Below are 24,020 nucleotides of genomic sequence, written 5' to 3' on the forward strand. Positions count from 1 at the left end.
TAAGGCTTTAGTCTCTAAATAACAGCATTTCTGATCCAAGGCAAGAATGGTTATTTCATGAACAATTATCGCCTATACTTAACATAGTGTAACCAGCAAAGAGGTAAAAATGCTTGGGCGCAATGATTCAAATGGTGTCACTGTTACGAGGCAAGTGAAGAAATTGATTCCAGATGCCTCATATAAGAGTTCAGATTTTTTTGACAAATGTGAGGAAGAACCAAATTTCAAAGTAGAACAAGAACAGATCACGATTCAAGCATCGGAGACTCCACCTCCAACGGTCAAGGTGGAGGATTTAAATATTCCAGAAACTTTATTAAATGATTTGTCTGCTGATGAGATAGTAACTATTTCGAATCAACTCATAAGTTTCGCTTACGATCCCTTGAAAGTCGCACATCATCTTAAAGATTTAGACGATGAGTTGGGGAAATCAATGCAAGAACGTCAAATTTTACCCTCACAAGAACACATTCTTCCTGATTCTTTGATTGCAGGAAGAGGAAACTACATACCAGGTCCTCCGCCATCTACCTATAAACCTTTAAAAAAGGGAGGGATTCTGGATACGTTATTATTAAAACGCGAGAATTTGCGTGATGTAAATAAAAATGGTTTTATTGTTAAATTTATTGGTTTTGTCAGTAGTATGATCGCTGACCGGGTAGTCTCAAGTGGTCAACTTTTTAATGAAAACAAGCAAGTTAATCGTGTTCTTTTACATGGATCTTATTCACATCGATTACTGCTGGAAGCATTTGCACAGGCTATAGAAAAAGGTGAGATTGATTTAAAGCTTAAATCAGGAAAAAAACTTGACTTTGTTCAATTATTAAGTGTTTTGGTTTCTGTAAAAACAAAAAACTTCCAAAGTCTCTGGGAAATGGCGGTAGATTCTATAGAGGATTCTGAACGCTCTTCCAATGATCCATTGGATTCAAAGCAATTTAGTTTTAGTTGTCGATCTCCTTTTGTTTTAAATTCTCTATTGCTGTGCTTTGGTAAGGAGCTTGAATTACCTAATCTTCAAACGTATTTACTGGACAGTCATTATAAAGCGGCATATGAAATGGTTTTACGTTCCAAGGAAAAAATGGCAAAAAGGGAAAGATTGGATAATTATTCACAACTTGATATTCCGAATGAAAGAATATATGAACGTTGTATGGAATATTTTTCTACAATGACTGAAAGTTATGGAGAAGTAGGAGGAATCACCCCTTTTACCATAGATGAATTAGATATGCTGTCCGATAGTCGTTATATGTCATCATTCTGGGGACCCAGCGTGCGGATGAAAATATCATCATCACAACAACAAACCGGGAATTACACCAGCTGGGCGAGTTTTTTTCAGAGTAAAAGCCCGATAGAGGAACATGTTTCAAGTAAATCTAAAAAACACGAAAGTCCTAAATCAGAGAAAGAGGATGATGACGAACAATTCAAAAAGAGAAAAATAAATCCACAATAAAAGCCGACTTTCATGATAACTATGCAATATCCCATGAATACCTCTCAGGCATAAAGCCTGGAACGATACATTCTACTGCTCTGAATTTTAAATTCGCGAGTAAATACATTTTTTATCTACACACGAGCAAAAATTAAAAGCTTATTGGCGGTTAGTCTGAGGCTGGAGAAAAGGAGCTCACTCACCGATTAATGAGAAATATATGTGCTAATATTAGAGCGAATGCACTCTAAAGGGAGTTATAAATGACTAATATGGAATTAAAGAGTTTAAGTACTCCTGATGAACTTCGTCAATTACCCAAAACAAAAATTGAAGTTGTAAATTTTGAAGAAGTTACCGTCATGCGGGTAACTTTTCAGCCAGGATGGAAATGGTCTGAATGTATCAAACCAACTGTTGGAACGAAAAGCTGCGAAGCTCCCCATATTAATTACATCATCTCTGGACGAATCGTTGTAGCAATGGATAATGGCACCCAAAAAGAAATGGGTCCTGGCGATGTGGCCGTTATTCCGCCTGGGCATGATGCATGGGTAATTGGGCATGAGCCATGTGTTGCGATTGACTTCAGTGCGGGAAAAATGTACGGAAAATCTTAAAATTCAGCAATCGAACCCAAGCTAAAAGGATTGAGTTTTTTATTGCAAGGAGTATCAAAATGAATACACGAATTGATTTTAATAAATTTCCTGGTGCGATTCAGGCGATATTGGGTCTCGAAAAGTATGTGAATAGCAGTGACTTAGAAAAACCTCTTCTTGAACTGGTTAAATTGCGTGCTTCACAAATTAATGGATGTGCTTATTGTGTCGACATGCATACCACTGATGCAAAAAAAGAAGGGGAATCAGATCGTCGCCTCCATGCTGTAGTTGTATGGAGAGAAACTCCTTTTTTTACTCCTCGTGAACGAGCAGCATTGGCTTGGACTGAAGCCGTGACTTTATTATCAGAGACACATGCTCCTGATGATATTTATAATGAAGTCCTAACATGCTTCAGTGAAAAGGAACTCATTGATCTTACTATGGCAATTATCACCATTAATAGTTGGAACCGTATGGCGGTCAGCTTTCGCAAATCTCCAAGCTAAAAAATTGCAAAAGGTAAAGCCTGGGCCAATATGACACATTCATGCTCCCTTTATCGACGACCTCCCGTGCTGAAAATGGAGCAACTTATACTATTTATCTACTTGTATTGAAATATACTTTGGTAGATTAAGAAAAATAATTGAAAAGAAAACTATACTAACCAAATGGATTCATATGAAAAACTTCTGTAATGACTACTGGCAAATTAATCATCCTGAATGGATCATCAAGTTGTGGTAAAACAAGTACCTGTCGCGTATTGCAAGATATGCTTGAGGAGCAATTTATTTTATTAGGCTTAGATGTCTATTCTCAATCCACACCACCAAAACAAAATAACATGATGACAATTGAGCCTAATTACTTTTCTGCGAAAAAATACATGAAAGAAGGTCTAGAATATTATGAGATAGCAACCGGGCCATTATTAGATAGGGTGATCGTTACTTCTTATCGCTCAATTGCGGTCTATCTGGAGGCTGGAATTAATGTGGTGTCAGATCAATTATTTTGGACCCCGCAATGGTTTCGCGCTGCATTAGAGGCATTTATCCCCTATCATGTCTTTTTCGTGGGCGTTTTTGTTTCAGATGCTGAAGGCGAGCGTCGTGAATTGCAACGTAGCCAGGGTGCTGGATCTCATGATATTGTGGGTAATGGCCGGCCTGGTGGATGGAATCGTACAAGTGCCATGGTGACTCACAAGGATATGCTTTATGATTTCTCAATAGATAACACTGCTCTGTCTATTCAGGATACGGCACAACAGATCAAATCTGCATATGAATCAACTCCTAATCCTATGGCTTGGAAAACGCTTTTTCAAATGTTTATATCGGATAAAAGTAGCTAGAAACATGGCCGAAAATAACTTCTTTGTTCAATTGTTACGATTCTTATTCTTAAGGTAATTAAATAAAAAAATCACAAAGAAATAAATAAATAGTGGTTTAATAAAAAAATTAAATATGACGATTAATTGTAAAAACAAACTGGTTGAACTCCATAATATTTGCACCAGTTTTAAAGTATCCAGCGGTTGATAGGGCTTAATATATAAAAACAGCGTTACATGCTTAATAATAAAAAAGCCAAGTATGGTGCAAAAAGAAGCAATGACATGCCTTACCGAATATAGAGCATCAAATCCTGAGGTTTTTTCACTGTTTCTTCCTTTATTCAAAATCATTTATCTCCTTTATTCTGAGGTAAGATGTAAATATTTTGGGGCAATTTCATAAGGTAGATGCAGCACGTTCCACAGGTACTTAATCACCAAAGACTGACCTCTTTTAAATCAAAAACTTATAGAGTTTATAACCTAGAAGAATCGCAGAATTTAATATAAAAAATAAAATAAGCGTATAAATAATTATAAAAAAAAGGGCGCTTATTAAAAGAAATCCATCTCTTTCAATTAATCCTGTGGCAATTGCAATAATGGCAAAAGAAAAAACAAGGTGTACATAAGGAATGGGAAGTATTAAAAAAATGCTTAAAAGGAAGAGAAAAGCAATAAAAAAATATTTTATTGGATTTGAGCTTAGAAATATCCACCTTCTTTTAATGTATTTTTCAAGGAACTGCACATAAGGAATTACTTTTATTATTCCTTCATTAATATCATCGGGTATTTTTTTATTTTTAAGTTTTTGAGGAAGCCATAATTTATTGTGTCGAACCAGAAGTTGAAGCGTTATTAAAGCTATAGAAATGCCAAATATTAAAGAAAAACCTGGAATAAATGCTAAAGGAGTTGCAGGAGGAATCGCTAATAAAATGATCAAAAAGAAATGATCTTTTTCTTGAAATTTATTTAATGTTTTGCCAAGAGTATGGTCTTTTTCTTTTTCCTCTTTAGTTAATTTTTTCAATCGATTGGATATTTTCATTTCAGGCTCAACTCATGCTTTTTACTATCAAATAACTGTCTAATCCAATTTTCTTAGATTACGGCAGTTATTTGATAATTTGCAATGGGTTTATAAGGGGGGAGCAACCTGTTCCCTCTCTTCTTTTTTACAACACATTCCATAGCAAGCACTAATACAGCTCGATAAAGCACCAAGAAAGAATAAAATAAAAAGAATCCAACCGCTCCAAGCTAAATGTTTCGGGTTGGCATTCATTATTTTACCTGCAAGGGCATTTTGTTGAGGGGTTAGTGATACATTGACATCTGCTGCAGACATTTGGGTAGAGGCAAGGGCAGGGGCCAAATTTTCTTCATGAAACGAAACATAATGAGTCATTGGGATGATTAACAGCGCGCTCAAGATTAAAGCCAAACTCCAAGTAATAAACCCATAAAGTACCCCAGCATGACAATAACAATTATAGAAGCGAGCTAAATAACCCGCAACAAATCCTGCAGCGCCCATTGAAACAATCACTCCAATTAATAAACCTAAAACGCCGCCGATAGCTACAGCAGTAGCGCCATTAGAACCTGAGGAATAGGCGCTTAAACCAATTGCCATGCTAAAAATATTAAGTAAAAAGCCAAGTCCCACCCCAACAAATGCACCAGCAATAATAGCTGGCCAATGAAGATGAGTCATAGTGGTTTTGTAACATCTTTGATTGTCCGTAATCATAGGTGTATCCTTAATTTAAATGTGAGAAACTAACCAAATTAATACTAATATACTGACTGGAACACCTAGCAACCATGCAATAATATATCCCATTTTACTCTCCAAAAAGTATTCTCAGTTAATTTTTTTATTTTCCTTAAAATTTATAGAATAAAAAATCACTACGTGTTTGTCTACCTATTAAAATTCGTTTATGGATTCCTACCAGATCATATCCCTCCTAGTGAACTGCATGGCTTTTTTGATGCGAGGTTTTTGCATGTTTTTTATGAGATAAACCTTTATTTTTAGTTGCTAAGGTATGAGGTTTTTTTGTTTTACTTACTTCCCCAGTAAGTCTTTTTATTGTTCTTTCTGTTTCATTCGGAAGGTTAAACCAGACAGAAAATAGCTGGCTCATGTAATTCATATAATTAAGGTTATTTCTTAGCAATACGTTCATCTGTTTTTCCATGAGCTCGTAAGGGGTACGAATTTCACCAAATTCTTGGGGATGAATATAAGCAAAATCGAGAAACATTTTTTTACTTAATTCCATAGTTAGGGGTATGGCGGATGATAAATGACTGTTCATATCTTCCATGTCTATCTCCTTATAAAAACTGTTTAATTAATTATCATAGAAGAAAAAAAACTGAAGTCAAAAAATGAAGTAAATCGAGTTACAGGGGTATTTCACGTCCACTATTAGAGCAGAACAAGGTTGTTTGTGGACCTTGAGTGTAAAAGATCTAAGGGTAAATCCTAGTGCTTATAATTAGAAACATTGATCTAATAATACTAGATAAATAATGTTTATCAGCTAATTTTAAATAAAGGTCAAGGAGAAAAAAAATGAAAAAGATAATGATAATAATAGGATTATGCCTTTTAGGGTCATCTTTCGTATATGCTGAGCAGACGATTCGCATTACCGTAACTACCAATGATCAAAATGCTGCAGGAATAGGATATCTGGTGAATGGTAAAAAAATAGGCGGACCGGGAAAATCTTATACGGGAAAAGGTCCTAAAAATGGTAAGTATTTGTTTGGCTATAGAATAAAATCTGCTCAGGGAAGGGATGTTTCTTGTGGCTCTCATAAATTAACAAGAGATAGCTATGTGATTTTACTCGCAAAAAAAAATAAGTGTCGAAGCATAGTAAGGCGCTGATACACAATAACTAAAAAAGTTAATTAGAATTATCCAAATGGTGGCCTTTGGATTTATTTGCCCATATCATATATAAGATAATAAGTTTGTTGCTTGATAGGCACTAAAAATCTTTATTACGGTGTTCATAACAATTTCTGTCTATCTGAAATAGCGGTATATTTCACTATTAGTTCAGGAGAGGTGATTTTTATGGGATCAATTTATTGTTTCTTCTTACACCATTCTATTCTGATGCCGGCTCTTCGTAATAAGGCCAGAGTAGGTTTTTAGATACTGATATCAATTCCCCCAGTAAGACCATATTTGCTTTTTACTTGTGTGCCATAGTAGCTTTGTAGTAGTGGAACGTTCACACCAAGATAACAGGAGATAACGTGCATGTTGACCCTTAAGCCGGGTAATAAAAAAATACTATGCCCCCCGCTGTTCTGATCAGTCAGACCGGCGATATTATCTTTTGCAATATATTCACCATTGAACTCCATGATGCCATCGATGTGCAATTTAGTCTGTTCATCTTGATAAAGTTCTAAAACGGTTGCAAAATTATAGTCAAATACCGATCCTAGCGTTGTTTCCTGAGCTCCCTCGGTACTTTGGGTATAAATTAAATTCGAACTTAATGAAAACCTTTTAAATTGTTTGGAAATAATAATTCCTGCAAATGGGATCCAGGCACCACTTCCAGGCTGATCTGATGCGGAAAATAAAATGCCATTGTTATCTCTTACGGTGGTTTTACCTGTGGGAGCATTAATTCCCGAGAGCAACCCCAGTGAAACGGGATGCTTGTTTTCTTCAACCAATCGCCAGAGCGAAAAGAAATTAGCATCGCCTAATCCATAGTTATTTCCTAAATTAATCACGCTGCCAACCTGTGTTTCCTCATCAAAGTTCGCAGCGCTGATGGAAGCGTTAAACACATAAGGAAGGCTTCCGCCAATGGTTAGATTGCTCCCAAAGCCATAAAATATAGAAAGGTAATTAGTCAATGCGGACTTTTGGTTTTCGGCTAAAGGATGTTCCAGCAGCACCTGATCAGAAAGGAGGGCATTGGGATAGTATTCTGTCCGTAGACTTATACCTATTTCGCCTTTAGCCATGGTATCGGCGGTTGATGTAGTTATTGGGCTGCCCAGTCCAACGGAGTAATTGATTGATTTTTGAGGAAAAGTAGCTGCATAAAGATTTAAAAAAAAGCAGCAGTACAAACAGATTATCCGTTTTAGAATTATTTTCATTTCGTGAGTTTTTTAAATTTCATTGTAACTTAGATGTTGGTAATGCCCAATAGGTTACTCCATATGATAAAAAATAACTTCAGTTTCCATTAGATCTAATTGATCGAAAACAGTCGGAATCTCTCCAATGGAAAAAAGATTAGGTCATTGGTGATTATGCTCTCGATCCACTATTATTTAAGAGATTGTGATATTTGCCCATTAAAAAATCAAAAAATTCAAATCACTTTATAAAATGGATTATTTTTAATGATAAGGAGATAATCATGAATCCTAGATCAATTAACAAGTTAATTGAACGAGCAAAAAAAGACCCTAAATTTTTCCATTCCCTGGTAGTTGATCCAGAAAAAGTATTAAGTTCTCTTGATTATTTAGATAGAAAAAGTCGTGCGCACATTGAAACTACAAATGAAGAAGAGTTCTTCTCTCGCATACTTGACCAGGAATATGTTAGTTCATATGGAGTTAGCTGTGATAATGCTCGTGGTGGCGGTGCTCGTCGTGGTTTTACACGCGTTAAAAAAGCAAAAGGAGCAGTGTGTCTGAAAGGAGATTGTAATTATACTTGTGCGTATAGTTGTGGTGGATCTTGTGGCGGAACTTGCAGTACAACGTGTGCTTTATTTACAATAATTCATATTTAAATCTACGGCCTTACAAATAGTTGTGTGGCATCCAAGAATTGAATTTAATACGACCAATACGGTAATCTACTTGTCTTTTTGTGCTATAATTTTCATGACGCATTAATTTTTGAGTTTTTTGCTATGCCATCACACTTTGAAATTATAGAAAATTACTTAAAAGAGAGAACACTATATAAAACCCCCCAACAATTATCTCAGGTAATGCCAACAATCTATGCATCAGCACTGGCAGATAAAAAGGCTGCAGAATTACTTCTTAAAGAACCCAATCGATTTATGCAAAATTTAAAACAGCATATCAAGCCTGAGCAATTACGTTTATTTTTACTTAAATATCCCGATTTAGAAGCATCCTTCCAAAAAATGGCTGGGTTAAGTGAAGATGAGATGAATCTTTTGAGGAAGCTCAATAAAGCGGAGCAGCCTAAAGTCGATGGCGCTCCTCCAGTAGTTCGTTCAGAAATGAATAGAACAAAACTTGCTGTTCAACATAATGAGCGCATAAAGTTTATTCATGGGCAGCCGCATATTAACTATCAAAATAATGACTATCCTGTTGCTACGAGGGACCTGCGTAATTTTAATCAAAGAGTATTCTCCGCAGGAACGAGTTCCAGTCGAGAAATTCTTATGCTTGTTCCAGATTCTAAAGCGTTAAAAGATCTCTATTCTGAATTACGACAAGCGATTAAACAAGGCGCTACGACTAAGGAAATTTTAGAAGAAATTTCTAAATTAACTCAAAAAGCGTTTCCTATATCTCAAGACGCTCGTTTAAGTGAATTTATAGCGGAACAACTAAAAAAAGGAAGTCCTTTTATCTCATTAGATTCATTCATGCAAGCCGGTATTGGATTATGTCGTCACCATTCTTTATTAAATGCTTATTTGATGAGTAGATTAGTTGAAGATGGTATTCTGCAAGGGCAAGTGATCCATCAACGGCATTCTTTCCCAAATAGAGGAGTCCACACATGGAATCTATTTCGCGATACCAAAGATGGAAAGTTATATTCGTTGGATTCATTATGGAAAAACGTTACCTCACTAGCAGACAATCCTGGTGATTTAAATAAGCTATATCGTCTTGATGTTGAATCGGGTATTCAAGCAGCATTTGGGAAATTTCAATTACCTAGTAAACAAAAAGCTGAGGCGCCAAATCATTCCCCTCCCAAGCCCATTCCAGCAGTAAACCATGCTCTCCTGGAGATCCTACTCGAAACCCCTCAATATTTAAAAATTAAAAATGATTTACCTTATGATAATTTTAAACCACCTGAAGATGATCTGGAACAGCTTATAAAACATGATTCTGTAGATAAACTTTTTGATAAACCAAAACAAAATCCAGTGAATGAAGAAATCATGCTTATCAAAATAAAACCAGAGAATGAATTAGAGAAAATTGATGACTCTGAAGAATACAACAATGCTAAGTCATTCAAAATCTAAACTGTTAAATTAATAACAATTAGTTTGATCCAAATAAAATCATACTAGATTTCCTAATAAAAAGGGTTGCTATACTATTTTGATAACTTTTCTAAAGGAATTTATTTTTAACTCAAGATGAAATGGTGAACACTATCACTATTGCGACCCGAATGCGGGATGGTGCTTTAAACGTGTTCTAAAAAATCTGCCTTTAGATACTTCTCTTAAATTAGTTGCACCTTCAGGTTCCTTTACATTACATAATAATACGTCTATCCCTGCGGTGTATGTTACTGGTGGCATAGGGATTACTCCTGCACGAAGTATCATTATGCAAGCAACTCATGATCAATTACCTCATCAGATTTTTTTTTCTATTCCAACCATACTCCCGAAGAAGCTGCTTTTCTTGATGAATTGAAGTCCCTTGAAGGTGAAAATCCAAACTATCGCTTTATCCCAACCATGACAAAAATAGCTCATTCAAGTAAAAAATGGGATGGTGAAAGAGGGCATATCGATAAGACCATGCTTAAAAAATACATTAATGATTTATCCAAGCCTATTTATTATATATCTGGTCCAGCAACTATGGTTGCTACGATGCGAAGTAGGTTAAATGGGGCAGGTGTTAATGATGACAACATTCGTACAGAAGAATTTTCAGGATATTAATGTCGATTAGGGCATTCATATTCTCTTAATATACGGTCAATTACTTAGCAAATTTTCAGTTTTAACTTATTGAAAATTAAGTGATTAATAATTTATCTTTTGATTTTTTTTATGATATAGTTGCTAATTTTTGCAGCGCGAGAACAATAATAATGCCTTCAAATCAATTAGCTCTATTATGCCAACACATTGAAAAGCAAAAGACCGATCATTTTGGTAAGTTTTATATGTATGTCAGCTTGTTAAATACTCTGACAGTACGAGATAAAACGTTTACTGAAGGTTTGCCTAAATATTCTGGCTCTTTCTGGCAAAAAAATCATCTGAATATTGGAGGAGAACTACCTGTTGAGTTTGCTGGACAACTCAACTTATATGCTCGTGAGTTTAGTAATTTACAACCTAACTGGACAAAAACAATTCATAATATTGTTATGGCATATCTTCGCAAAGGAAAAATCACTGATCTAATCTATATTATCGATCAAATGCTAAATCATCTAACAGCAATGCACGGTCCGCAAACCCATAATGGCCAAATTTATAAGGACATTCAGTTTGGTAAAAAAAAGGCCGGTTTAAATCAATTTATTGAACACGTTTCGGCCTTTAATCAGCAATTATTGTCTGTTGCCGACAATGGGTGTAATACTGGATTATCCGTACTGGCGGCTGCCACAGGAGCAGTATTGGTTTTAACTTCAGTTTTTTCTATTGTACCGCTTATCATTGGCTTACCGCTCGTTATCGGGGGGGCTGTGGGTACCTATTATTTCGCGACTCAAGCAATGGCACAAGTAGAACTGTTGCAAACACAAGTAAAACAAATATCTGAAAAAATGAAGGCATTTCCCAAAGACACTAGCTTCTTTGGCGATAGCAATTATGTTTCTTTTTTTGCCTCTGTAGTTAAGCCCTTGCCTTATGTAATCGCTACAGTTGGGGAACAACTCATGATGGATGCAGCTCAACAGAAAGAAGTAGAAGCGTACCGTAACAGTTTGGATGATGCATTTAGCTCTTACTCTATGTAATTGTTTCCGTCTCCTACCTTGTCGCAATATTTGGAAAAACTTGGTTGCAAAAAGCAACCAAGTTATCACGGTTAGTTAATAAGATAATTGAGCTTTGGTTAGCTGCTCATTTTCTTGATTATCCTCAACGTCCTTGCTTCTGAAAAAAGTATTGCGTACAAAGCTATAACCGGACCGAGTGATTTTGCTTCCTAAGAAGCTAGCGCATACTGAAGTACCTAGGGCAATTGACGTTTCGAGGAGACTGATTGGGTTGGTTAATAAATTGATACCTACGACAGCTCCTGTAGTGATGTAATTCGATTTATCTTTACTATAACCACCATAAGCATGGAGCACATATCCTGCTAAAGGTGTTGCAATGGCTATATATGCCGAAGAACCCAGTGCCATAAGTAAAAGAGCCCGAATGCCTTGGTTAATCCAATAAATCTGATCGGGTTGATAGTGTAAATGCTTCAAATAGTCTGTTGCTCCCTCATTAACTAATGTGATTAACATGGAGATCAAAAGACCTTGTTGCGCTGCATCGGTGATTAATTGGATTAATTCTGGAGGAAAGAGATCCGATAAATTCAAGGAATGGACAAGGTCACTGATAGGCGTTGAAGTGTTCAGTTCAACCGGAGGAGTTGTATGTTCTGAATTAAGAGGAGCGATTAAATTAGTACTGGAGAATGCTTGCTGATTGGTCATGAAGCATTGATCTGGAGTACAGTAAGGTGTAGGGCTCGTTGGAGTATTAAAAATACTATAAAGCCATCCAGATTCTGATTTTTTATCCTTTTTTTTCTTTTTATTATCCCCCATTGTTTCTCCTTAAAAATTGTAAATAGAGTACAGAAAGTTAAATCTTCGAAGCGATACCTTTCCTTTTTTTGCGACTCAACTATAAATGCTAAATACTGATTCACCAAGATTAAACTAATAAAATTCGCTATCTTTCATTAGGCTGGGCTAAATTTTGCGAATTATTTTTCTTATGTAAAAGCAGGGGATTACACATGTTTACATGTATTTTATTGTTTGAATTGGGTATGATAGCTCTATTAATAAAATAAATAATGAGTCAATGATGAAAAAATTAGTTGTTATTATGGCATTACTTTCACTGAATGCATTTGCTGTTGATCCTGTAAATCCAAATTTATATGCAAATAATAATTGCGAAAGCATACACGATCCTGCAGAGAAAAAAGATTGCTTTAATATTGAAAAGAAAAATGAAGCGGAAGAAAATTTTAGAAATTTCCAAGAAAATAATCCTGACCCCTATCAAGAAGAGTTCTAAATAAAAAGAGAAATAATAAATAGGGGTAGTGCATTAAATTGAACGATTTACTACATGATTTTCTAAGCTCTATTTAGAGCACTGCACTACTTGCTACTTATGTTTCTCCAATCAATTAAAATCAATGCTTAAAATTTCCATTTGGCATGCATAACAGACTCGGATTTGTCTAAAATCAGACAAAATTTAGAAAATTACTAACTAAAATTCTTCATTCTATCAAGACAATATATAAATATTTTCTCAAAAAAACCTGTAAAAAGACCATTTTATAGGCTATATGTATATATGGTGATCATTTTGTATATGCTTTAAGGAGAGACATAATGAAAGTGATAATTGCATCTTCGGCATTATTTATGTCCTTGAGTTTGGTTGGTTGTAATACGCTGAATCAAGCCAGTCAATACAGCAATGCAACAGTAGGTGCTGGTGTAAAATATGGTGCTAACGTGGTAGGTACAGGTGTGGGTTATGTAGTCGATACTGGCGCAACTGTAGGACATGGGATTGGTAAGGTAGTTGATACTGGAGTGGGGGTTGTGACAGGCCATCCAGTTTCTTATCACAAAGTAAAAAAACATCAATAAACATATTGTTTAGCATAATGGCCATATATAAAAAAGGTCATATGTTATGAGTTAATCCTAAGTGGCTCTTCATTAAATTGATTTAAGAAGAGCCTATAATCGAATAATTTACTTAGAAAACATAAGAGAAGCTTGTCCTTGCAATTTCCTAAAGCATTTGTGCCTTAATTTGAGCAATAATATACTGGATAAAAGGGTCTTAAATCCTAAATGAATACCTTTATATGATTAGATGCGCTTATCCCAAGCAACTTATAAGAAGAATGATAAGAAGAATAATTTTTTAACATAGGGTATCAGTTGTTTAGACAGATAGCACAATCATGTTAAGACTGAGCTATCTGGAGAATTAAAGTACTGCTCTAGCTGTTGGATCAGCAGGGGTTATAAGGGACCGCAAATCGAATTTTGGGGTTCATCTTTTAATGTTGTTTCTGGTTTCTTAGCTCCTTGAGCATAAATACTATATGGATTAGGCCACGTAAGTGCTTTTGTATTGAAACTTGATTTGCCCGCTGAATTTCCAAGTTTCAAGCCATCTAAGTATTGTTTAAACACAGGGTAATTTGCTTCATATTGCGTATCTATTATCGGAAATACGATATGCTGAAAATGTTTGGCTCGTTTTTCTATTTCATCACGGTAGATTCTGGCAACAATATCCGGCTTATTTTTAAAACTTCCACATCCCCAGGCTCCCAGGATTGCATCAGTTTTCCCTTTAAGTATTAATGTATCTAGCTGAGCGCCTATACGACGTCTTAAGTCACTGGTGTATTGATTTAAGAAATCTTTATTCTCTAAGTTAATTTCTTTACCAACAAGCTCAGGAGCGGCTGCTCTGAGTTCATAAAAGGGGAATATTCTATCTTTTGGGAGAAAGGTATAGCTCAATATACTGTCAGCAGTAAATTGTTTTTTTGAGGTGAATTCATCTGAATTTGTTGGTACTAAAATCTCCGGTCCTCTAAAGCAAATTTGGGGTTGCTCACTCATAAAAACTTTGAAGGCTTCAGGAACTTTTATTCCCCGTAGTAAACCTAATGATTCCAATTCCTCAGGACTCATTTTCTCCTGCCCGTTCAATAGCCTTCTGGTATTTTCATCATAAAGAAAACATTTTTGTACCTCATCATAATACACACCTTTTGACAATAATGAGCGGGCACAAGATGAGCGATGCCACATATTTTCTTCCTGGGCGCTTCCTCCTTCGAGAGCAGCCCCTCCAGGAAATAAGGAATTGGCCATATTAAGAACTGGGTATACTTTTCCATGCTTTTTAGTCACTTCCAACGCGGTGTCTCCAAAATCCCTGGGAACCACTTCAACTTTTTGGGGCGGTGCGGTTTTTTCTTTTTGCCATGACTTTAAATTATCAAATGCATGGGATTGCAATTCATGATACATCTTAGGATCTGTAATGTGGTTTAATGTTTCTCCCATGCTTTTATGACGCCAACGATCGCCGGAAAAAGTACCCCATAAAAAACTAGGTTTATGTGAGAGATGAACGTCCTTGATTTTCGAAAAATGGTAGGGTCTAGCGTGACGTAATTCTCTTAATGCTCTCATAGATAACTCCCTTAGTATTTAGTCTCATTCAGACATTTACGAGACAGATCCTGTGATTTTGATATAAATTCATCAACAATGATCCATATTTTGCATTATTGTTCTTTTTATACCAGTGTCGTTATCTCATATATTGATCTATCTGGTCAATAAAAATCTTTGATTGAATTGGGAACAGCAAGAAAATAAGGAAATAGTGTTCTTTGTGCTTAAAAATGTTTTGCAAAAGTAACGTTATTGAATATTTTCTTTATATTCAATAACGTTACTTACTATGTTTGAAAGTTACATCTAAATTTTCTTGAATAGATCACCATGTATAATACCATCCAGGGCGATAGGGATAATTTTTATATTTATAATATTTATATGGATAATACTTGTGGTGCTTATATTTATATTTTTTATGGTGATGATATCCGGCAGGATAGTAATACCAATGATGATTTTTATAATACTTATGATACTTATGATGTTTATGATGTCCATGATGGTAAGCATAGTCATTATATGCCAAAGCAAACGGGCTTACGCTCATGAATAATACTATTAAGAGCACCTTGAATATCTTAATCATAAAAACTCCTTTTTTATGTCTCGTGAGTATATTTTAGCTTTAATTTGCATAAAATGGAAAAAAATTAAACAATTATTTGAAATTCACTCTGTTGTTTCTTGCGAAAAGCGCTTTCTAAAATCAGGACATAACGGATGTTCATGGAAAATTTTTATAAAATAAAATTTGGACTAAAATATAAGAAATAATTAGATGATTCCTGGGGGGACCCGAGGTAACGTCAGTTTTTTGATGAGAAACCTCTACTAATTTTCGCTTACGTACCGCGCTTTATGCGCGGTATCCAGGGGATATAGAAATGTTCCGCGGCATCTTAACATATAGTTATGGATACCGCGCATAAAGCGCGGTAGGTAGAGAAATTTAAGTGGTAGAAATTTAAAATGAAAAACTGCTATCCCTCAGGGGGCTTTATTTTAAAATATTCTTAAGAATGATGATTTATCTATGCTCATAGGGTCCGGGAGTGTAAATTAATAGAACATAATTCCGGAGAATTAAGTAAGAGATGAAGTTCCAATTTTCTTAAAGGAAAATTATTTTGGAAAAAGAGTGTTCCTATCTTCAGCTTATTCTAGTGATGTTATTTTCCATTTTTTGCGTAAATGGATGGTCTTCTTCTCAGAGACTACCGCTTTTGAGCGATTTTATGCGAATTAAGACAGTCAGTGAACCTGATATGTCACGAGATGGAAAATGGGTAGTTTATACAGTAGAAGAAAATGTTAGCAAAATAGATGCAGTAAGCAATATTTGGGTAGTATCCTACGATGGTAAAATATCAAAGCAACTAACGAATGATAAAAAAAATAGCAGTTCTTTACCCAAATGGAGTCCTGATGGCCAATGGATTGCTTTTTTATTAGAGAATGATGAAGCGAGCAGCCTTCAATTATTTAACAGACAAAGCGGACAAATTATACAATTAACAAATCGCCTGTATGATGTGAGTGATTTTGCTTGGTCTCCTGATTCCCAAAGTATTGCTTTTATCGCCAGTGAATCAAAGGAAAAGGATACCAACAATGCCCCCATAGTCATCACAAGATATCTTTTTAAAAAAGATACAGAGGGTTATCTTGGCGAAAAAAGAGCGCATCTTTATCGCGTAGCGCTCCAAAACAAACAAATTGAGTTATTGACTCCAGGTCTTTATGATGAATGGGCCCCAGCCTGGTCTCCTAATGGAAATTACATTGCTTTTATTTCTAAACGAGGAACTAAACCGGATAGGAGTTACAATTCAGATGTGTATGTAATAAGCAACAAACCTGGAAGTAAAGCGATACAATTGACCCGTTTTCCAGGAGGTGCAATGGATCCTGATTGGGAATCCACTCCCGCATGGAACCCTAATAGCTCTCAAATAGCTTTTTTAAGCTTTAATAATAAGTCACCTATCTATGCTCCCACGCAATTAGCGGTTGTTGGATTGGCCAGTCATAAGGAGCAGATTATTGCCCCTATAGATCGCTGGTTTACCAAACCTAAATGGTCTGAAGATGGTAAAAAAATATATGCGCTGATTGAGACAAGCAGAACTACTCATCTTAGTGAAATTGATGTCGCTACCGGTGCTGTCAGAGAATTAACTAAAGGTGAGCAAGTTGATAGTGAATTTTCAATAGGGCAACAACATATAGTAATTGTTTCCTCTGATGATCAACATCCACCAGAACTGTTTGCAGTAGAAAATACGTTAAGACCATTAACCCACCATAATCAAAAACTTTTAGATGAAGTACTATTTCGTCCCTTGGAAAACATTGAATTTAAAAGTTCTGATGGAACCTTAATCGAAGGTTTATTGCTCAAGCCTGCATATTATAAACCTGGAAAACAATATCCCGCATTTTTAAATTTACATGGAGGGCCTGTTTACCAATTCGGCCATGAGTTCAATTTTGACTGGCAGTGGCTCGCTGCTCAAGGATATACCATTATAGCTCCTAATCCGCGGGGAAGCTCTGGAAAAGGATTTAATTTTTCCAATGCCATTAAAGCTGACTGGGGAAACCTAGATGTCAAAGATGTCCTTGCTTCTGTGGATTATGCAATTAAGAAAGGTATCGTCGATCCCAATAAATTGGCTGTAGGAGGCTGGAGTTATGGAGGCATGCTTACTAATTACGTTATTGCAAGTACTCCACGTTTTAAAGCGGCGATTAGCGGAGCTGGAACCGGTAGTATTTTGGGAAACTATGGTCAGGATCAATATACTTTAGATTATGAGTCTGAATTAGGAAAACCTTGGTTAAATACTCAAATTTACCTAAAGCTTAGTTACCCTTTAATGAAGGCAAATAAGATTAAAACACCTACTTTGTTTATGTGTGCCAGTTTGGATTTTAACATGCCATGTGTTGGTTCCGAACAATTATATCAGGCCTTAAAATCACTGAATATACCGACACAATTGATCATTTATCCCGAGCAATACCACACGCTTGATAGACCGGATTTTCAAATAGACCGTTTGCAACGATTTAAAGATTGGATGGATTTATATCTTAAAAAGACTAATTAATAAATTAGGCTACTAGTTATAAGGTATTGCATTCTAAATTGGATTTCATATGAAAAACATCAACTAAAACATCTTTAAAATGTGTTCTTTTCAAGTGCTCCATCCCAACTTTTTGTACCACCTTCTTTGAAGCAATATTATCTATTTGAATAATAGAAATTAAATGTGTCAGGCCTAACTGTTTAAATGCATAGTCTCTTATAGCTTTGGCTGCTTCAGTAGCAATTCCTTTACCCCAGGAAGCCCGCTCGAGCCGATATCCAAGTTCAATATATAATTCTCCATCAACGGTTTGCTCTAATAAGCCACAAAAACCAAGGAGATTTTTATTGTCTTTCAGTGTAAGTGCTAATAGGCCAAAGCCTTGCTCTTTATATGAAGCTATCCATGACATCATTTGCTGTTGTACTGTTTCTCTATCAAGAGGTTTTCCTGTACCTATAAAACGCATTACTTCTGAATCCGCACATATTAACGAAAAATGATCTAAATCAGCTAAAGTAAAGGGACGAAGTAATAATCGTTCTGTTTCAATTTTAAGATTGGGATCAAATGTTCTTACTGAGGTAGCTTTCATTTAAAATTCTTTTTATGGAGGTTCCCTTAATTCTAAATTGTCTATTTGATTTTTTCATCCCCTATCCCGGCAGCTAAAAATTAAACTAATTTAATTTATCCTAAAATAGGACGAGCTGAGTTTAAAAATGCGATGTGCTTTAGTATCATGCGCGCTAATCTTGGGTAGGGTATTAATTATTCGAGGGATTAAAATGAGAACTCCAATTACAATTCGTTCTGCGGCTATAAAATATTATCAAACAGCAAAAGTTAAACTGGATAATTCAGAAATTGACAGTAATGAAGTCAAAGAAGCAATCGAAGATTTTAATAATGCAATCAATAAAATTATGGAATTACAAGAAATTGCCAAAGTAGAAGGGTTAAACAGCCAATATTATTTTACTGCTGAAGATTATAGACTTTTAAGTCTTGCTTCTATTGGTATCGCACGCTCCTATGATAAAGTAACCAACGGAGTACAACGAGGTGATATTGACTATAGATTAGAGATGGCAACCCGTTATTTAGAGTTAGCAACTAAGGATCTCATTGCCGATCACCTAACCCAAAATAAACAAGAATCGCCACATGTGGCGCTTTCCATGTTAAAAACATCCCCGTCATCAAATTCTTTAGTACACGATACATTAGAGTCTTCGATCAAATACGAATTGAAATGAAGTTTCTTAAACTTCTATAACTAAAACTGGTCAAAGTAACATCCTATAGACTATAAATATCTATAGGGTACATTTTGCTTCTAGAGTTTTTATGGATAAAAAATATAATATCCTTTATGTTGATGATGAAACGAATAATCTTACCGCTTTCGTCGCAACATTTCGTCGTCAATTTAATGTGTTTACAGCCACTTCAGGACGCGAAGGTATGGATATTATGCGCCAAAATAATATTCAAATTGTTATTACAGACCAAAGAATGCCAGAAATGACCGGGGTACAATTTTTGGAATCGATTATTCCTGAGTATCCCAACACCATTCGTATGATTTTAACGGGTTTTACTGATGTTGAAGCAATTATTAAGGCGATCAATACAGGTCGAGTATTTCGCTATATTACTAAACCCTGGGATCCAATTGAGTTAAAGATAAATATTGATACCGGCCTGAAGATGCTGGGCCTTGAAGAGGAGCGTTTGTCTTTAATTGAAAAACTGAATCAAGAAGTTCTTTATCAAAAACGGATTTTAGAATTGTTTCAAAAATACGTACCTAAAAATATAGTCGATGAAATTTTAAATGATCAGGGGGATAACTCACTTATTCGCGGTGAATACCGTATTATTTCTGCCATGTTTGCAGACATACGCCAATTTACCTCGATATCAGATAAGTTGGGGCCTGTGAAATCTGTGGATGTACTCAATGCTTATTTTGAATTAATGAGTCAAAAAATACGGGACTATCATGGCAGTGTTAATAAATTAATTGGTGATGGAATCCTAGCTTTATTCGGTGCACCTGTTTCGCATATCGATAACCAGTTGAATGCGGTACTTGCAGGATTAGCAATGCTCGATGCGTTGAATGAGTTTAATGACAAATACCGTGGTGAAATAGGTCGTGATATCGCTATAGGAATTGGTATTAATACGGGAGAGGTAATCGCAGGTAATGTAGGTACTAGTGAACATATGGAATACACTGTGATCGGCGACACCGTAAATATTGCATCACGCATAGAGTGCCTTACTAAAGACAATCCCAATACTTTATTGATTAGTGAAACGACTTATAAACCTATTGCAAATGAAATTCTGGTTGAAGAAATAGGGCCCCAGGTAATTAAAGGTAAAGAGGGAAAAATCAAGCTTTATAGAGTGCTTGGTAAGAAAACATGAACCTTAATTCCATAAAAACGTGGCGGTTTTGGTATCAGAATATAATTACAGTTTTTTTATACACCATAAGCGGGTTTGCAAGTAATATTTGGGTCATTCCAAATACAATGGTGACACCCCTTTGGCTTCCCTCAGGCGTTGCACTATCTATGGTTCTTTGGTATGGGAATCACGTTTTTTTCGGGGTAGTTGCTGCTGAAATAATTGTTACTGCGGTACTAGGTAATTTGCTGTCCTGGGAGAACTGGGTTGCGTCTACAATCATAGGAATTGGTGCTGGATTACAGGCAGTCTGGGCCGCTCAATTTATTCAATATTATACTCGGACTAAAACCCCATTTTATACCGTCAGAGATGTTTTAATTTTTACATTCGGGGGTGATTTCCTCTTTTCCCTTGTCAGTTGCACCATTGGTATTATTTCGCTGACGCTATTTGGCTTAATTAAACCAGAACAAATTCTGAATAATTGGTTTGTTTGGTGGATTGGGGATGCTGTAGGTATTATTGTGATCACACCGCTTATCCTGACCTGGTACCAAAGTAAACTCACTTTCAATGTGAAGCTATTTCTTGAGTATGCGCTCTTAGTCGTTTTATTAGGTTGTACTATGAGTATGATCTATATGTTGCATTATCCTTTAGCTTATATCTTGCTGCCTTTCTGTGTATGGTCTGCCGTACGTTTCAGTACTCGATTAGCAACAATCATGGCATTTTTAATATCGATTTCTGTGCTCTGGCTTGAGATACATGGCTATAAGGAATTTGATTTTGCTAATATTTCAACCAGTCTATTATTTTTACAAGCGTTTGTTGCAGTTATATTCTTTACTACCTTAATCTTGTCCGCCGTGATTACGGAACGCAAAAAAGCACAAGAAGAACTACTGCAAGCAAATATTGAGTTGGAATCACGTGTGGAACAACGTACACGCGATCTTAATGAAAAAAACATCCAGCTCAATCATGCGTTAGATACGTTAAAACAGGCAGAGACCCAACTCATTCAATCGGAAAAAATGTCTTCTTTAGGGGTATTAACTGCAGGAATTGCACATGAAATTAACAATCCGGTTAATTTTATTTCTGCCAATATTGGCCCATTAAAAAATGATATCGAAGACATTGTGCAATTGTTAAATAAATATGGTGAAATTACTCCTGAAACATTAATAAAAGAAAAGTTACAGGAAATCGCAAAATATAGCGACGACATTGATCTGTCTTTTACCCTACAGGAAACGCATAATTTACTTGATGGCATTGAAGAAGGCGCACGACGTACAGCAAATATTGTGAAAGATTTACGTACTTTTTCTCGGCTTGATGAAGGAGAGAAGAAGCACGTTAATATTCATGACAACATCGACTCTACATTAACGTTATTGCACAATCAATTTCGCGATCGAATTACCATCAATAAAAACTATAGTGATATTCCCGAAGTAGAATGTTTTCCAGGGAAAATCAATCAAGTATTTATGAATATTCTTACAAATGCAGTGCATGCAATCCCGGAACAGGGAGAAATTACTATTACAACCAGTAAGAGAAATGATCGCATTTTAATTAGTATTCGTGATACAGGGACTGGGATGAGTAAGGAAACAATAGCAAGGATTTTTGAACCTTTTTTTACTACTAAACCCGTTGGCAAAGGGACAGGTTTGGGTTTGTCCATTTCATACAGTATTGTTCAAGAACATCATGGAACTATTTCAATTAACAGTGTCAAAGGAAAAGGAAGTGAATTTATTATTACTCTGCCCATCAAATAGCTTTCACTGAACTGGGTATAAAGTGATGAAACGTTCTTTCTTAAATCTGCTGTGTATTTACACAATGTTTTGCTTAAACTATTTACCAAAATATTTATTATAAAGAGTTAAATAAGTTCCATCAGTTTCTATTTGTAATAAGGCTTTATTAATTTTATCAATGATAGGAGCATTCTTTTTAAGCGCAATTATTCCATATCCATTTCCCGTAACAATAGGGTTCCCTATAAGTTGAAAGCCATCTATGGTTTTGTTGAGTAATAGATATCTGGCAACATGTTCATTCAATAAAGCGGCATCAACCTCTCGATTGCTTACAGCTTGTATTAATGCCGTAACTTGGGAATATGTTTTAATGTTTTTTTGGGATGTATAATTAGGGAGAATATTATACTGGAACGAAGTTGCTTGAAGCGCCCCAATTTTTTTATCTTTAATATCCTCTGTTGAATTGATATTTGAACCTTTTAATACTACAAATTGTCCTCTACTTGTCATATAAGGCAGACTGAATATGTAGTCTCCTGACTCAGTCGAGGAAATAGGACTTGGTAACGTGGTAATGTCTATAACCCCATCATTTAAATCTTTGAACTGTGAGTTCAAATCGGTTCCTTTGAAGGTACAGGTTGCATTAATGCGTTTGCATATTTCATTCATCAGGTCGATACTGAAACCAAAAAAGTGATTGTCTACATCTGCTGATGAAAAAGGAGGCGCAAATTTTAAAACACCCACAATGAGTTGATCGCTGTAGGCAAAGATACCGTGGAACAAGAGGGTTATAAAAACAATTTGCCTAATTAGCTTCATGCTATTTATCCATCCTTTGCATATTAAAACTCTAGTTTGTCAGGAGCGGGTTGTCAATTAGCATTGTTTTTTTATATTCATATACGCAAAGAACTGAATCAAATCATCCAGATCCTTGTCGGATAAAGACTGTTTATCTGAACCGCTCATTCGTCCTTGTGGAAGTGAACGAACTGATTTGGGATCACGAATAAATTTTTTTAATTGGGTTATGTTCGGATAATAATCTAATGGATTTTTCGGACAGTTCAAATCCGGACCAATCTTACTTTTTCCAAAGTGATTCATCATGTGGCAACCTTCACAATGACTAATATAAATTTTATATCCATTAGCAATGGATGAATTTGTTGTTTCGGGAGGAGCAAGAACCTGTTGATAATTGAATTTTCGAATAATCTTTACCGTAATAACACTCCATGCCCAATATTCATTTGATATATAGGAGCGTTTAGGATAAAGCCAAATAATTTCATAAGGACCTGCAGTAAGTCCCGTATGATTATCAATTATTGGCCATTTTGACGCAGGTTCTATAGCCAACATCGCGATGGAGGCATTCTTACTGCAATCCATGATTTTAAGTGCCGGTACATAGACATGAAAATTATCTTTGGCTATGAATTCGACGATATCGTGTTGTCTAATGTGAAAGGGGGCAAGCAGTTTGCATAAGGGGATCACTTTATGATGCATGATTTTGTTTGGGTAGGCTCGATCATTGTTAATAGTGACTTGGGTAAGATCTGGATGAGACAACAAAGCAGAGTTAGTTAGAGTGAATGATTGTTCCGGAGTAATAATACGAAGTGTGGCATATGATGATTCGGTTGCGGTAAAAGCAGTTTCCCATATCAGCCAGATACTAGCCAATAAAAGAATACATTTCAGTCCCTTCACGTTAACTCCTGGCTTTTAATTGTTTTATTTAAATACAACCAAATTACTTTTACACAGATGTGGAAATTTTTCCAGAAAAATAAAATAGGTTTGTTGCCACGACTTGATCCAATTTTGCAGAACCGTAGCTTGGCCGCTTCCAGCTGAATCTTACCAACCCAGCTCTACTCCTACCT

General features: G+C 35.7%; 27 protein-coding genes. 16 read left to right on the forward strand and 11 right to left on the reverse strand.

The window, feature by feature from the left end; all coding sequences use genetic code 11:
- Positions 1 to 109: 109 nt before the first annotated feature.
- The 4 genes from FOLKNPGA_RS06380 to FOLKNPGA_RS06395 all read left to right on the forward strand — a co-directional run bounded on the left by FOLKNPGA_RS06380 (position 110) and on the right by FOLKNPGA_RS06395 (position 3,427).
- A complete protein-coding gene (locus FOLKNPGA_RS06380; RefSeq protein WP_182352205.1) occupies positions 110 to 1,477 on the forward strand; it encodes a hypothetical protein in 1,368 nt (455 codons plus the stop codon).
- Positions 1,478 to 1,722: 245 nt separating this feature from the next.
- Positions 1,723 to 2,079 carry a cupin domain-containing protein gene (locus tag FOLKNPGA_RS06385; protein WP_182352206.1) on the forward strand — a complete coding sequence of 119 codons (357 nt, stop codon included), beginning with the start codon at positions 1,723 to 1,725 and terminating at the stop codon, positions 2,077 to 2,079.
- A gap of 59 nt (positions 2,080 to 2,138) precedes the next feature.
- On the forward strand, positions 2,139 to 2,573 hold the full coding sequence (locus FOLKNPGA_RS06390) for a carboxymuconolactone decarboxylase family protein (RefSeq protein ID WP_182352207.1): 435 nt from the start codon (positions 2,139 to 2,141) through the stop codon (positions 2,571 to 2,573).
- Positions 2,574 to 2,764: 191 nt separating this feature from the next.
- Positions 2,765 to 3,427: a hypothetical protein gene (locus FOLKNPGA_RS06395; RefSeq protein WP_182352208.1), complete on the forward strand. Its 663-nt coding sequence runs from the start codon at positions 2,765 to 2,767 to the stop codon at positions 3,425 to 3,427.
- Between the two features lie 27 nt (positions 3,428 to 3,454).
- On the opposite strand, the gene FOLKNPGA_RS06400 is transcribed toward FOLKNPGA_RS06395, so the two are convergent.
- From FOLKNPGA_RS06400 to FOLKNPGA_RS06415, 4 genes are all read right to left on the reverse strand, one after another.
- Positions 3,455 to 3,763 (reverse strand): hypothetical protein, encoded by a 309-nt coding sequence (locus FOLKNPGA_RS06400; RefSeq protein WP_182352209.1) that lies wholly within the window; start codon positions 3,761 to 3,763, stop codon positions 3,455 to 3,457.
- A 103-nt stretch (positions 3,764 to 3,866) separates the two neighbouring features.
- The gene (locus FOLKNPGA_RS06405) at positions 3,867 to 4,466 is read right to left on the reverse strand and encodes an exopolysaccharide biosynthesis protein (protein WP_182352210.1); all 600 of its coding nucleotides are present in this window, start codon (positions 4,464 to 4,466) and stop codon (positions 3,867 to 3,869) included.
- A gap of 90 nt (positions 4,467 to 4,556) precedes the next feature.
- Positions 4,557 to 5,171 (reverse strand): hypothetical protein, encoded by a 615-nt coding sequence (locus tag FOLKNPGA_RS06410; RefSeq protein ID WP_182352211.1) that lies wholly within the window; start codon positions 5,169 to 5,171, stop codon positions 4,557 to 4,559.
- A 220-nt stretch (positions 5,172 to 5,391) separates the two neighbouring features.
- Entirely contained in the window at positions 5,392 to 5,754 is a 363-nt protein-coding gene (locus FOLKNPGA_RS06415) for a hypothetical protein (protein ID WP_182352212.1), read from the reverse strand.
- Between the two features lie 251 nt (positions 5,755 to 6,005).
- Here FOLKNPGA_RS06415 and FOLKNPGA_RS06420 point away from each other — a divergent pair, with 251 nt between their 5' ends.
- Positions 6,006 to 6,326, forward strand: a complete 321-nt coding sequence (locus tag FOLKNPGA_RS06420; protein WP_182352213.1) for a hypothetical protein — start codon at positions 6,006 to 6,008, stop codon at positions 6,324 to 6,326.
- 269 nt (positions 6,327 to 6,595) lie between these two features.
- Here FOLKNPGA_RS06420 and FOLKNPGA_RS06425 read toward each other — a convergent pair whose 3' ends face one another.
- Positions 6,596 to 7,570 carry a hypothetical protein gene (locus FOLKNPGA_RS06425; protein ID WP_182352214.1) on the reverse strand — a complete coding sequence of 325 codons (975 nt, stop codon included), beginning with the start codon at positions 7,568 to 7,570 and terminating at the stop codon, positions 6,596 to 6,598.
- A 266-nt stretch (positions 7,571 to 7,836) separates the two neighbouring features.
- On the opposite strand from FOLKNPGA_RS06425, the gene FOLKNPGA_RS06430 reads away from it, so the two are divergent.
- Together FOLKNPGA_RS06430 and FOLKNPGA_RS06435 are read left to right on the forward strand one after the other, a co-directional pair.
- The gene (locus tag FOLKNPGA_RS06430) at positions 7,837 to 8,217 is read left to right on the forward strand and encodes a hypothetical protein (protein ID WP_182352215.1); all 381 of its coding nucleotides are present in this window, start codon (positions 7,837 to 7,839) and stop codon (positions 8,215 to 8,217) included.
- 123 nt (positions 8,218 to 8,340) lie between these two features.
- On the forward strand, positions 8,341 to 9,675 hold the full coding sequence (locus FOLKNPGA_RS06435) for a hypothetical protein (RefSeq protein ID WP_182352216.1): 1,335 nt from the start codon (positions 8,341 to 8,343) through the stop codon (positions 9,673 to 9,675).
- Positions 9,676 to 9,813: 138 nt separating this feature from the next.
- Here FOLKNPGA_RS06435 and FOLKNPGA_RS18870 read toward each other — a convergent pair whose 3' ends face one another.
- Complete coding sequence (locus FOLKNPGA_RS18870; protein ID WP_232890774.1) at positions 9,814 to 9,960, reverse strand: hypothetical protein; 147 nt, start codon at positions 9,958 to 9,960, stop codon at positions 9,814 to 9,816.
- Between the two features lie 114 nt (positions 9,961 to 10,074).
- On the opposite strand from FOLKNPGA_RS18870, the gene FOLKNPGA_RS18875 reads away from it, so the two are divergent.
- Both FOLKNPGA_RS18875 and FOLKNPGA_RS06445 read left to right on the forward strand, forming a co-directional pair.
- Entirely contained in the window at positions 10,075 to 10,332 is a 258-nt protein-coding gene (locus FOLKNPGA_RS18875) for a hypothetical protein (RefSeq protein ID WP_255466061.1), read from the forward strand.
- A gap of 152 nt (positions 10,333 to 10,484) precedes the next feature.
- The gene (locus FOLKNPGA_RS06445; protein WP_182352217.1) at positions 10,485 to 11,366 is read left to right on the forward strand and encodes a hypothetical protein; all 882 of its coding nucleotides are present in this window, start codon (positions 10,485 to 10,487) and stop codon (positions 11,364 to 11,366) included.
- A gap of 75 nt (positions 11,367 to 11,441) precedes the next feature.
- On the opposite strand, the gene FOLKNPGA_RS06450 is transcribed toward FOLKNPGA_RS06445, so the two are convergent.
- The gene (locus tag FOLKNPGA_RS06450) at positions 11,442 to 12,176 is read right to left on the reverse strand and encodes a hypothetical protein (RefSeq protein ID WP_182352218.1); all 735 of its coding nucleotides are present in this window, start codon (positions 12,174 to 12,176) and stop codon (positions 11,442 to 11,444) included.
- A gap of 262 nt (positions 12,177 to 12,438) precedes the next feature.
- Here FOLKNPGA_RS06450 and FOLKNPGA_RS06455 point away from each other — a divergent pair, with 262 nt between their 5' ends.
- Positions 12,439 to 12,657: a hypothetical protein gene (locus FOLKNPGA_RS06455; protein WP_232890777.1), complete on the forward strand. Its 219-nt coding sequence runs from the start codon at positions 12,439 to 12,441 to the stop codon at positions 12,655 to 12,657.
- A gap of 326 nt (positions 12,658 to 12,983) precedes the next feature.
- The gene (locus tag FOLKNPGA_RS06460; RefSeq protein WP_182352219.1) at positions 12,984 to 13,247 is read left to right on the forward strand and encodes a hypothetical protein; all 264 of its coding nucleotides are present in this window, start codon (positions 12,984 to 12,986) and stop codon (positions 13,245 to 13,247) included.
- 384 nt (positions 13,248 to 13,631) lie between these two features.
- Here the strand turns inward: FOLKNPGA_RS06460 and FOLKNPGA_RS06465 are convergent, their stop codons facing one another.
- Positions 13,632 to 14,822, reverse strand: coding sequence for a poly(ADP-ribose) glycohydrolase domain-containing protein (locus tag FOLKNPGA_RS06465; RefSeq protein ID WP_182352220.1), 1,191 nt, complete (start codon positions 14,820 to 14,822; stop codon positions 13,632 to 13,634).
- A gap of 315 nt (positions 14,823 to 15,137) precedes the next feature.
- Between FOLKNPGA_RS06465 and FOLKNPGA_RS06470 the strand changes: the two genes are divergently transcribed.
- Together FOLKNPGA_RS06470 and FOLKNPGA_RS06475 are read left to right on the forward strand one after the other, a co-directional pair.
- Positions 15,138 to 15,362 carry a hypothetical protein gene (locus tag FOLKNPGA_RS06470; RefSeq protein ID WP_182352221.1) on the forward strand — a complete coding sequence of 75 codons (225 nt, stop codon included), beginning with the start codon at positions 15,138 to 15,140 and terminating at the stop codon, positions 15,360 to 15,362.
- A 686-nt stretch (positions 15,363 to 16,048) separates the two neighbouring features.
- Positions 16,049 to 17,926, forward strand: coding sequence for a S9 family peptidase (locus tag FOLKNPGA_RS06475; protein ID WP_255466062.1), 1,878 nt, complete (start codon positions 16,049 to 16,051; stop codon positions 17,924 to 17,926).
- Between the two features lie 16 nt (positions 17,927 to 17,942).
- Here the strand turns inward: FOLKNPGA_RS06475 and FOLKNPGA_RS06480 are convergent, their stop codons facing one another.
- Positions 17,943 to 18,503 (reverse strand): GNAT family N-acetyltransferase, encoded by a 561-nt coding sequence (locus FOLKNPGA_RS06480; protein ID WP_182352222.1) that lies wholly within the window; start codon positions 18,501 to 18,503, stop codon positions 17,943 to 17,945.
- A 193-nt stretch (positions 18,504 to 18,696) separates the two neighbouring features.
- On the opposite strand from FOLKNPGA_RS06480, the gene FOLKNPGA_RS06485 reads away from it, so the two are divergent.
- The 3 genes from FOLKNPGA_RS06485 to FOLKNPGA_RS06495 all read left to right on the forward strand — a co-directional run bounded on the left by FOLKNPGA_RS06485 (position 18,697) and on the right by FOLKNPGA_RS06495 (position 22,131).
- Positions 18,697 to 19,167 carry a hypothetical protein gene (locus tag FOLKNPGA_RS06485; RefSeq protein ID WP_182352224.1) on the forward strand — a complete coding sequence of 157 codons (471 nt, stop codon included), beginning with the start codon at positions 18,697 to 18,699 and terminating at the stop codon, positions 19,165 to 19,167.
- 91 nt (positions 19,168 to 19,258) lie between these two features.
- Positions 19,259 to 20,350, forward strand: a complete 1,092-nt coding sequence (locus FOLKNPGA_RS06490) for an adenylate/guanylate cyclase domain-containing protein (RefSeq protein WP_182352226.1) — start codon at positions 19,259 to 19,261, stop codon at positions 20,348 to 20,350.
- Entirely contained in the window at positions 20,347 to 22,131 is a 1,785-nt protein-coding gene (locus FOLKNPGA_RS06495; protein ID WP_182352228.1) for an MASE1 domain-containing protein, read from the forward strand. The genes FOLKNPGA_RS06490 and FOLKNPGA_RS06495 overlap by 4 nt, the downstream gene beginning before the upstream one ends.
- A gap of 78 nt (positions 22,132 to 22,209) precedes the next feature.
- Here the strand turns inward: FOLKNPGA_RS06495 and FOLKNPGA_RS06500 are convergent, their stop codons facing one another.
- Complete coding sequence (locus FOLKNPGA_RS06500) at positions 22,210 to 22,944, reverse strand: transporter substrate-binding domain-containing protein (RefSeq protein ID WP_182352230.1); 735 nt, start codon at positions 22,942 to 22,944, stop codon at positions 22,210 to 22,212.
- Positions 22,945 to 23,001: 57 nt separating this feature from the next.
- Complete coding sequence (locus FOLKNPGA_RS06505; protein ID WP_182352231.1) at positions 23,002 to 23,844, reverse strand: c-type cytochrome; 843 nt, start codon at positions 23,842 to 23,844, stop codon at positions 23,002 to 23,004.
- Positions 23,845 to 24,020 lie beyond the last annotated feature (176 nt).

This window comes from Legionella sp. PC1000 (assembly GCF_014109805.1).
Taxonomy (GTDB): domain Bacteria; phylum Pseudomonadota; class Gammaproteobacteria; order Legionellales; family Legionellaceae; genus Legionella; species Legionella resiliens.

Bases quoted from the DNA above. Each gene is read 5' to 3' on its own strand.
- FOLKNPGA_RS06380 (WP_182352205.1), top strand. From the start codon at position 110: ATGCTTGGGCGCAATGATTCAAATGGTGTCACTGTTACGAGGCAAGTG.
- FOLKNPGA_RS06385 (WP_182352206.1), top strand. From the start codon at position 1,723: ATGACTAATATGGAATTAAAGAGTTTAAGTACTCCTGATGAACTTCGT.
- FOLKNPGA_RS06390 (WP_182352207.1), top strand. From the start codon at position 2,139: ATGAATACACGAATTGATTTTAATAAATTTCCTGGTGCGATTCAGGCG.
- FOLKNPGA_RS06395 (WP_182352208.1), top strand. From the start codon at position 2,765: ATGACTACTGGCAAATTAATCATCCTGAATGGATCATCAAGTTGTGGT.
- FOLKNPGA_RS06400 (WP_182352209.1), bottom strand. From the start codon at position 3,763: ATGATTTTGAATAAAGGAAGAAACAGTGAAAAAACCTCAGGATTTGAT.
- FOLKNPGA_RS06405 (WP_182352210.1), bottom strand. From the start codon at position 4,466: ATGAAAATATCCAATCGATTGAAAAAATTAACTAAAGAGGAAAAAGAA.
- FOLKNPGA_RS06410 (WP_182352211.1), bottom strand. From the start codon at position 5,171: ATGATTACGGACAATCAAAGATGTTACAAAACCACTATGACTCATCTT.
- FOLKNPGA_RS06415 (WP_182352212.1), bottom strand. From the start codon at position 5,754: ATGGAAGATATGAACAGTCATTTATCATCCGCCATACCCCTAACTATG.
- FOLKNPGA_RS06420 (WP_182352213.1), top strand. From the start codon at position 6,006: ATGAAAAAGATAATGATAATAATAGGATTATGCCTTTTAGGGTCATCT.
- FOLKNPGA_RS06425 (WP_182352214.1), bottom strand. From the start codon at position 7,570: ATGAAAATAATTCTAAAACGGATAATCTGTTTGTACTGCTGCTTTTTT.
- FOLKNPGA_RS06430 (WP_182352215.1), top strand. From the start codon at position 7,837: ATGAATCCTAGATCAATTAACAAGTTAATTGAACGAGCAAAAAAAGAC.
- FOLKNPGA_RS06435 (WP_182352216.1), top strand. From the start codon at position 8,341: ATGCCATCACACTTTGAAATTATAGAAAATTACTTAAAAGAGAGAACA.
- FOLKNPGA_RS18870 (WP_232890774.1), bottom strand. From the start codon at position 9,960: ATGCCACCAGTAACATACACCGCAGGGATAGACGTATTATTATGTAAT.
- FOLKNPGA_RS06445 (WP_182352217.1), top strand. From the start codon at position 10,485: ATGCCTTCAAATCAATTAGCTCTATTATGCCAACACATTGAAAAGCAA.
- FOLKNPGA_RS06450 (WP_182352218.1), bottom strand. From the start codon at position 12,176: ATGGGGGATAATAAAAAGAAAAAAAAGGATAAAAAATCAGAATCTGGA.
- FOLKNPGA_RS06455 (WP_232890777.1), top strand. From the start codon at position 12,439: ATGATGAAAAAATTAGTTGTTATTATGGCATTACTTTCACTGAATGCA.
- FOLKNPGA_RS06460 (WP_182352219.1), top strand. From the start codon at position 12,984: ATGAAAGTGATAATTGCATCTTCGGCATTATTTATGTCCTTGAGTTTG.
- FOLKNPGA_RS06465 (WP_182352220.1), bottom strand. From the start codon at position 14,822: ATGAGAGCATTAAGAGAATTACGTCACGCTAGACCCTACCATTTTTCG.
- FOLKNPGA_RS06470 (WP_182352221.1), top strand. From the start codon at position 15,138: ATGTATAATACCATCCAGGGCGATAGGGATAATTTTTATATTTATAAT.
- FOLKNPGA_RS06475 (WP_255466062.1), top strand. From the start codon at position 16,049: ATGCGAATTAAGACAGTCAGTGAACCTGATATGTCACGAGATGGAAAA.
- FOLKNPGA_RS06480 (WP_182352222.1), bottom strand. From the start codon at position 18,503: ATGAAAGCTACCTCAGTAAGAACATTTGATCCCAATCTTAAAATTGAA.
- FOLKNPGA_RS06485 (WP_182352224.1), top strand. From the start codon at position 18,697: ATGAGAACTCCAATTACAATTCGTTCTGCGGCTATAAAATATTATCAA.
- FOLKNPGA_RS06490 (WP_182352226.1), top strand. From the start codon at position 19,259: ATGGATAAAAAATATAATATCCTTTATGTTGATGATGAAACGAATAAT.
- FOLKNPGA_RS06495 (WP_182352228.1), top strand. From the start codon at position 20,347: ATGAACCTTAATTCCATAAAAACGTGGCGGTTTTGGTATCAGAATATA.
- FOLKNPGA_RS06500 (WP_182352230.1), bottom strand. From the start codon at position 22,944: ATGAAGCTAATTAGGCAAATTGTTTTTATAACCCTCTTGTTCCACGGT.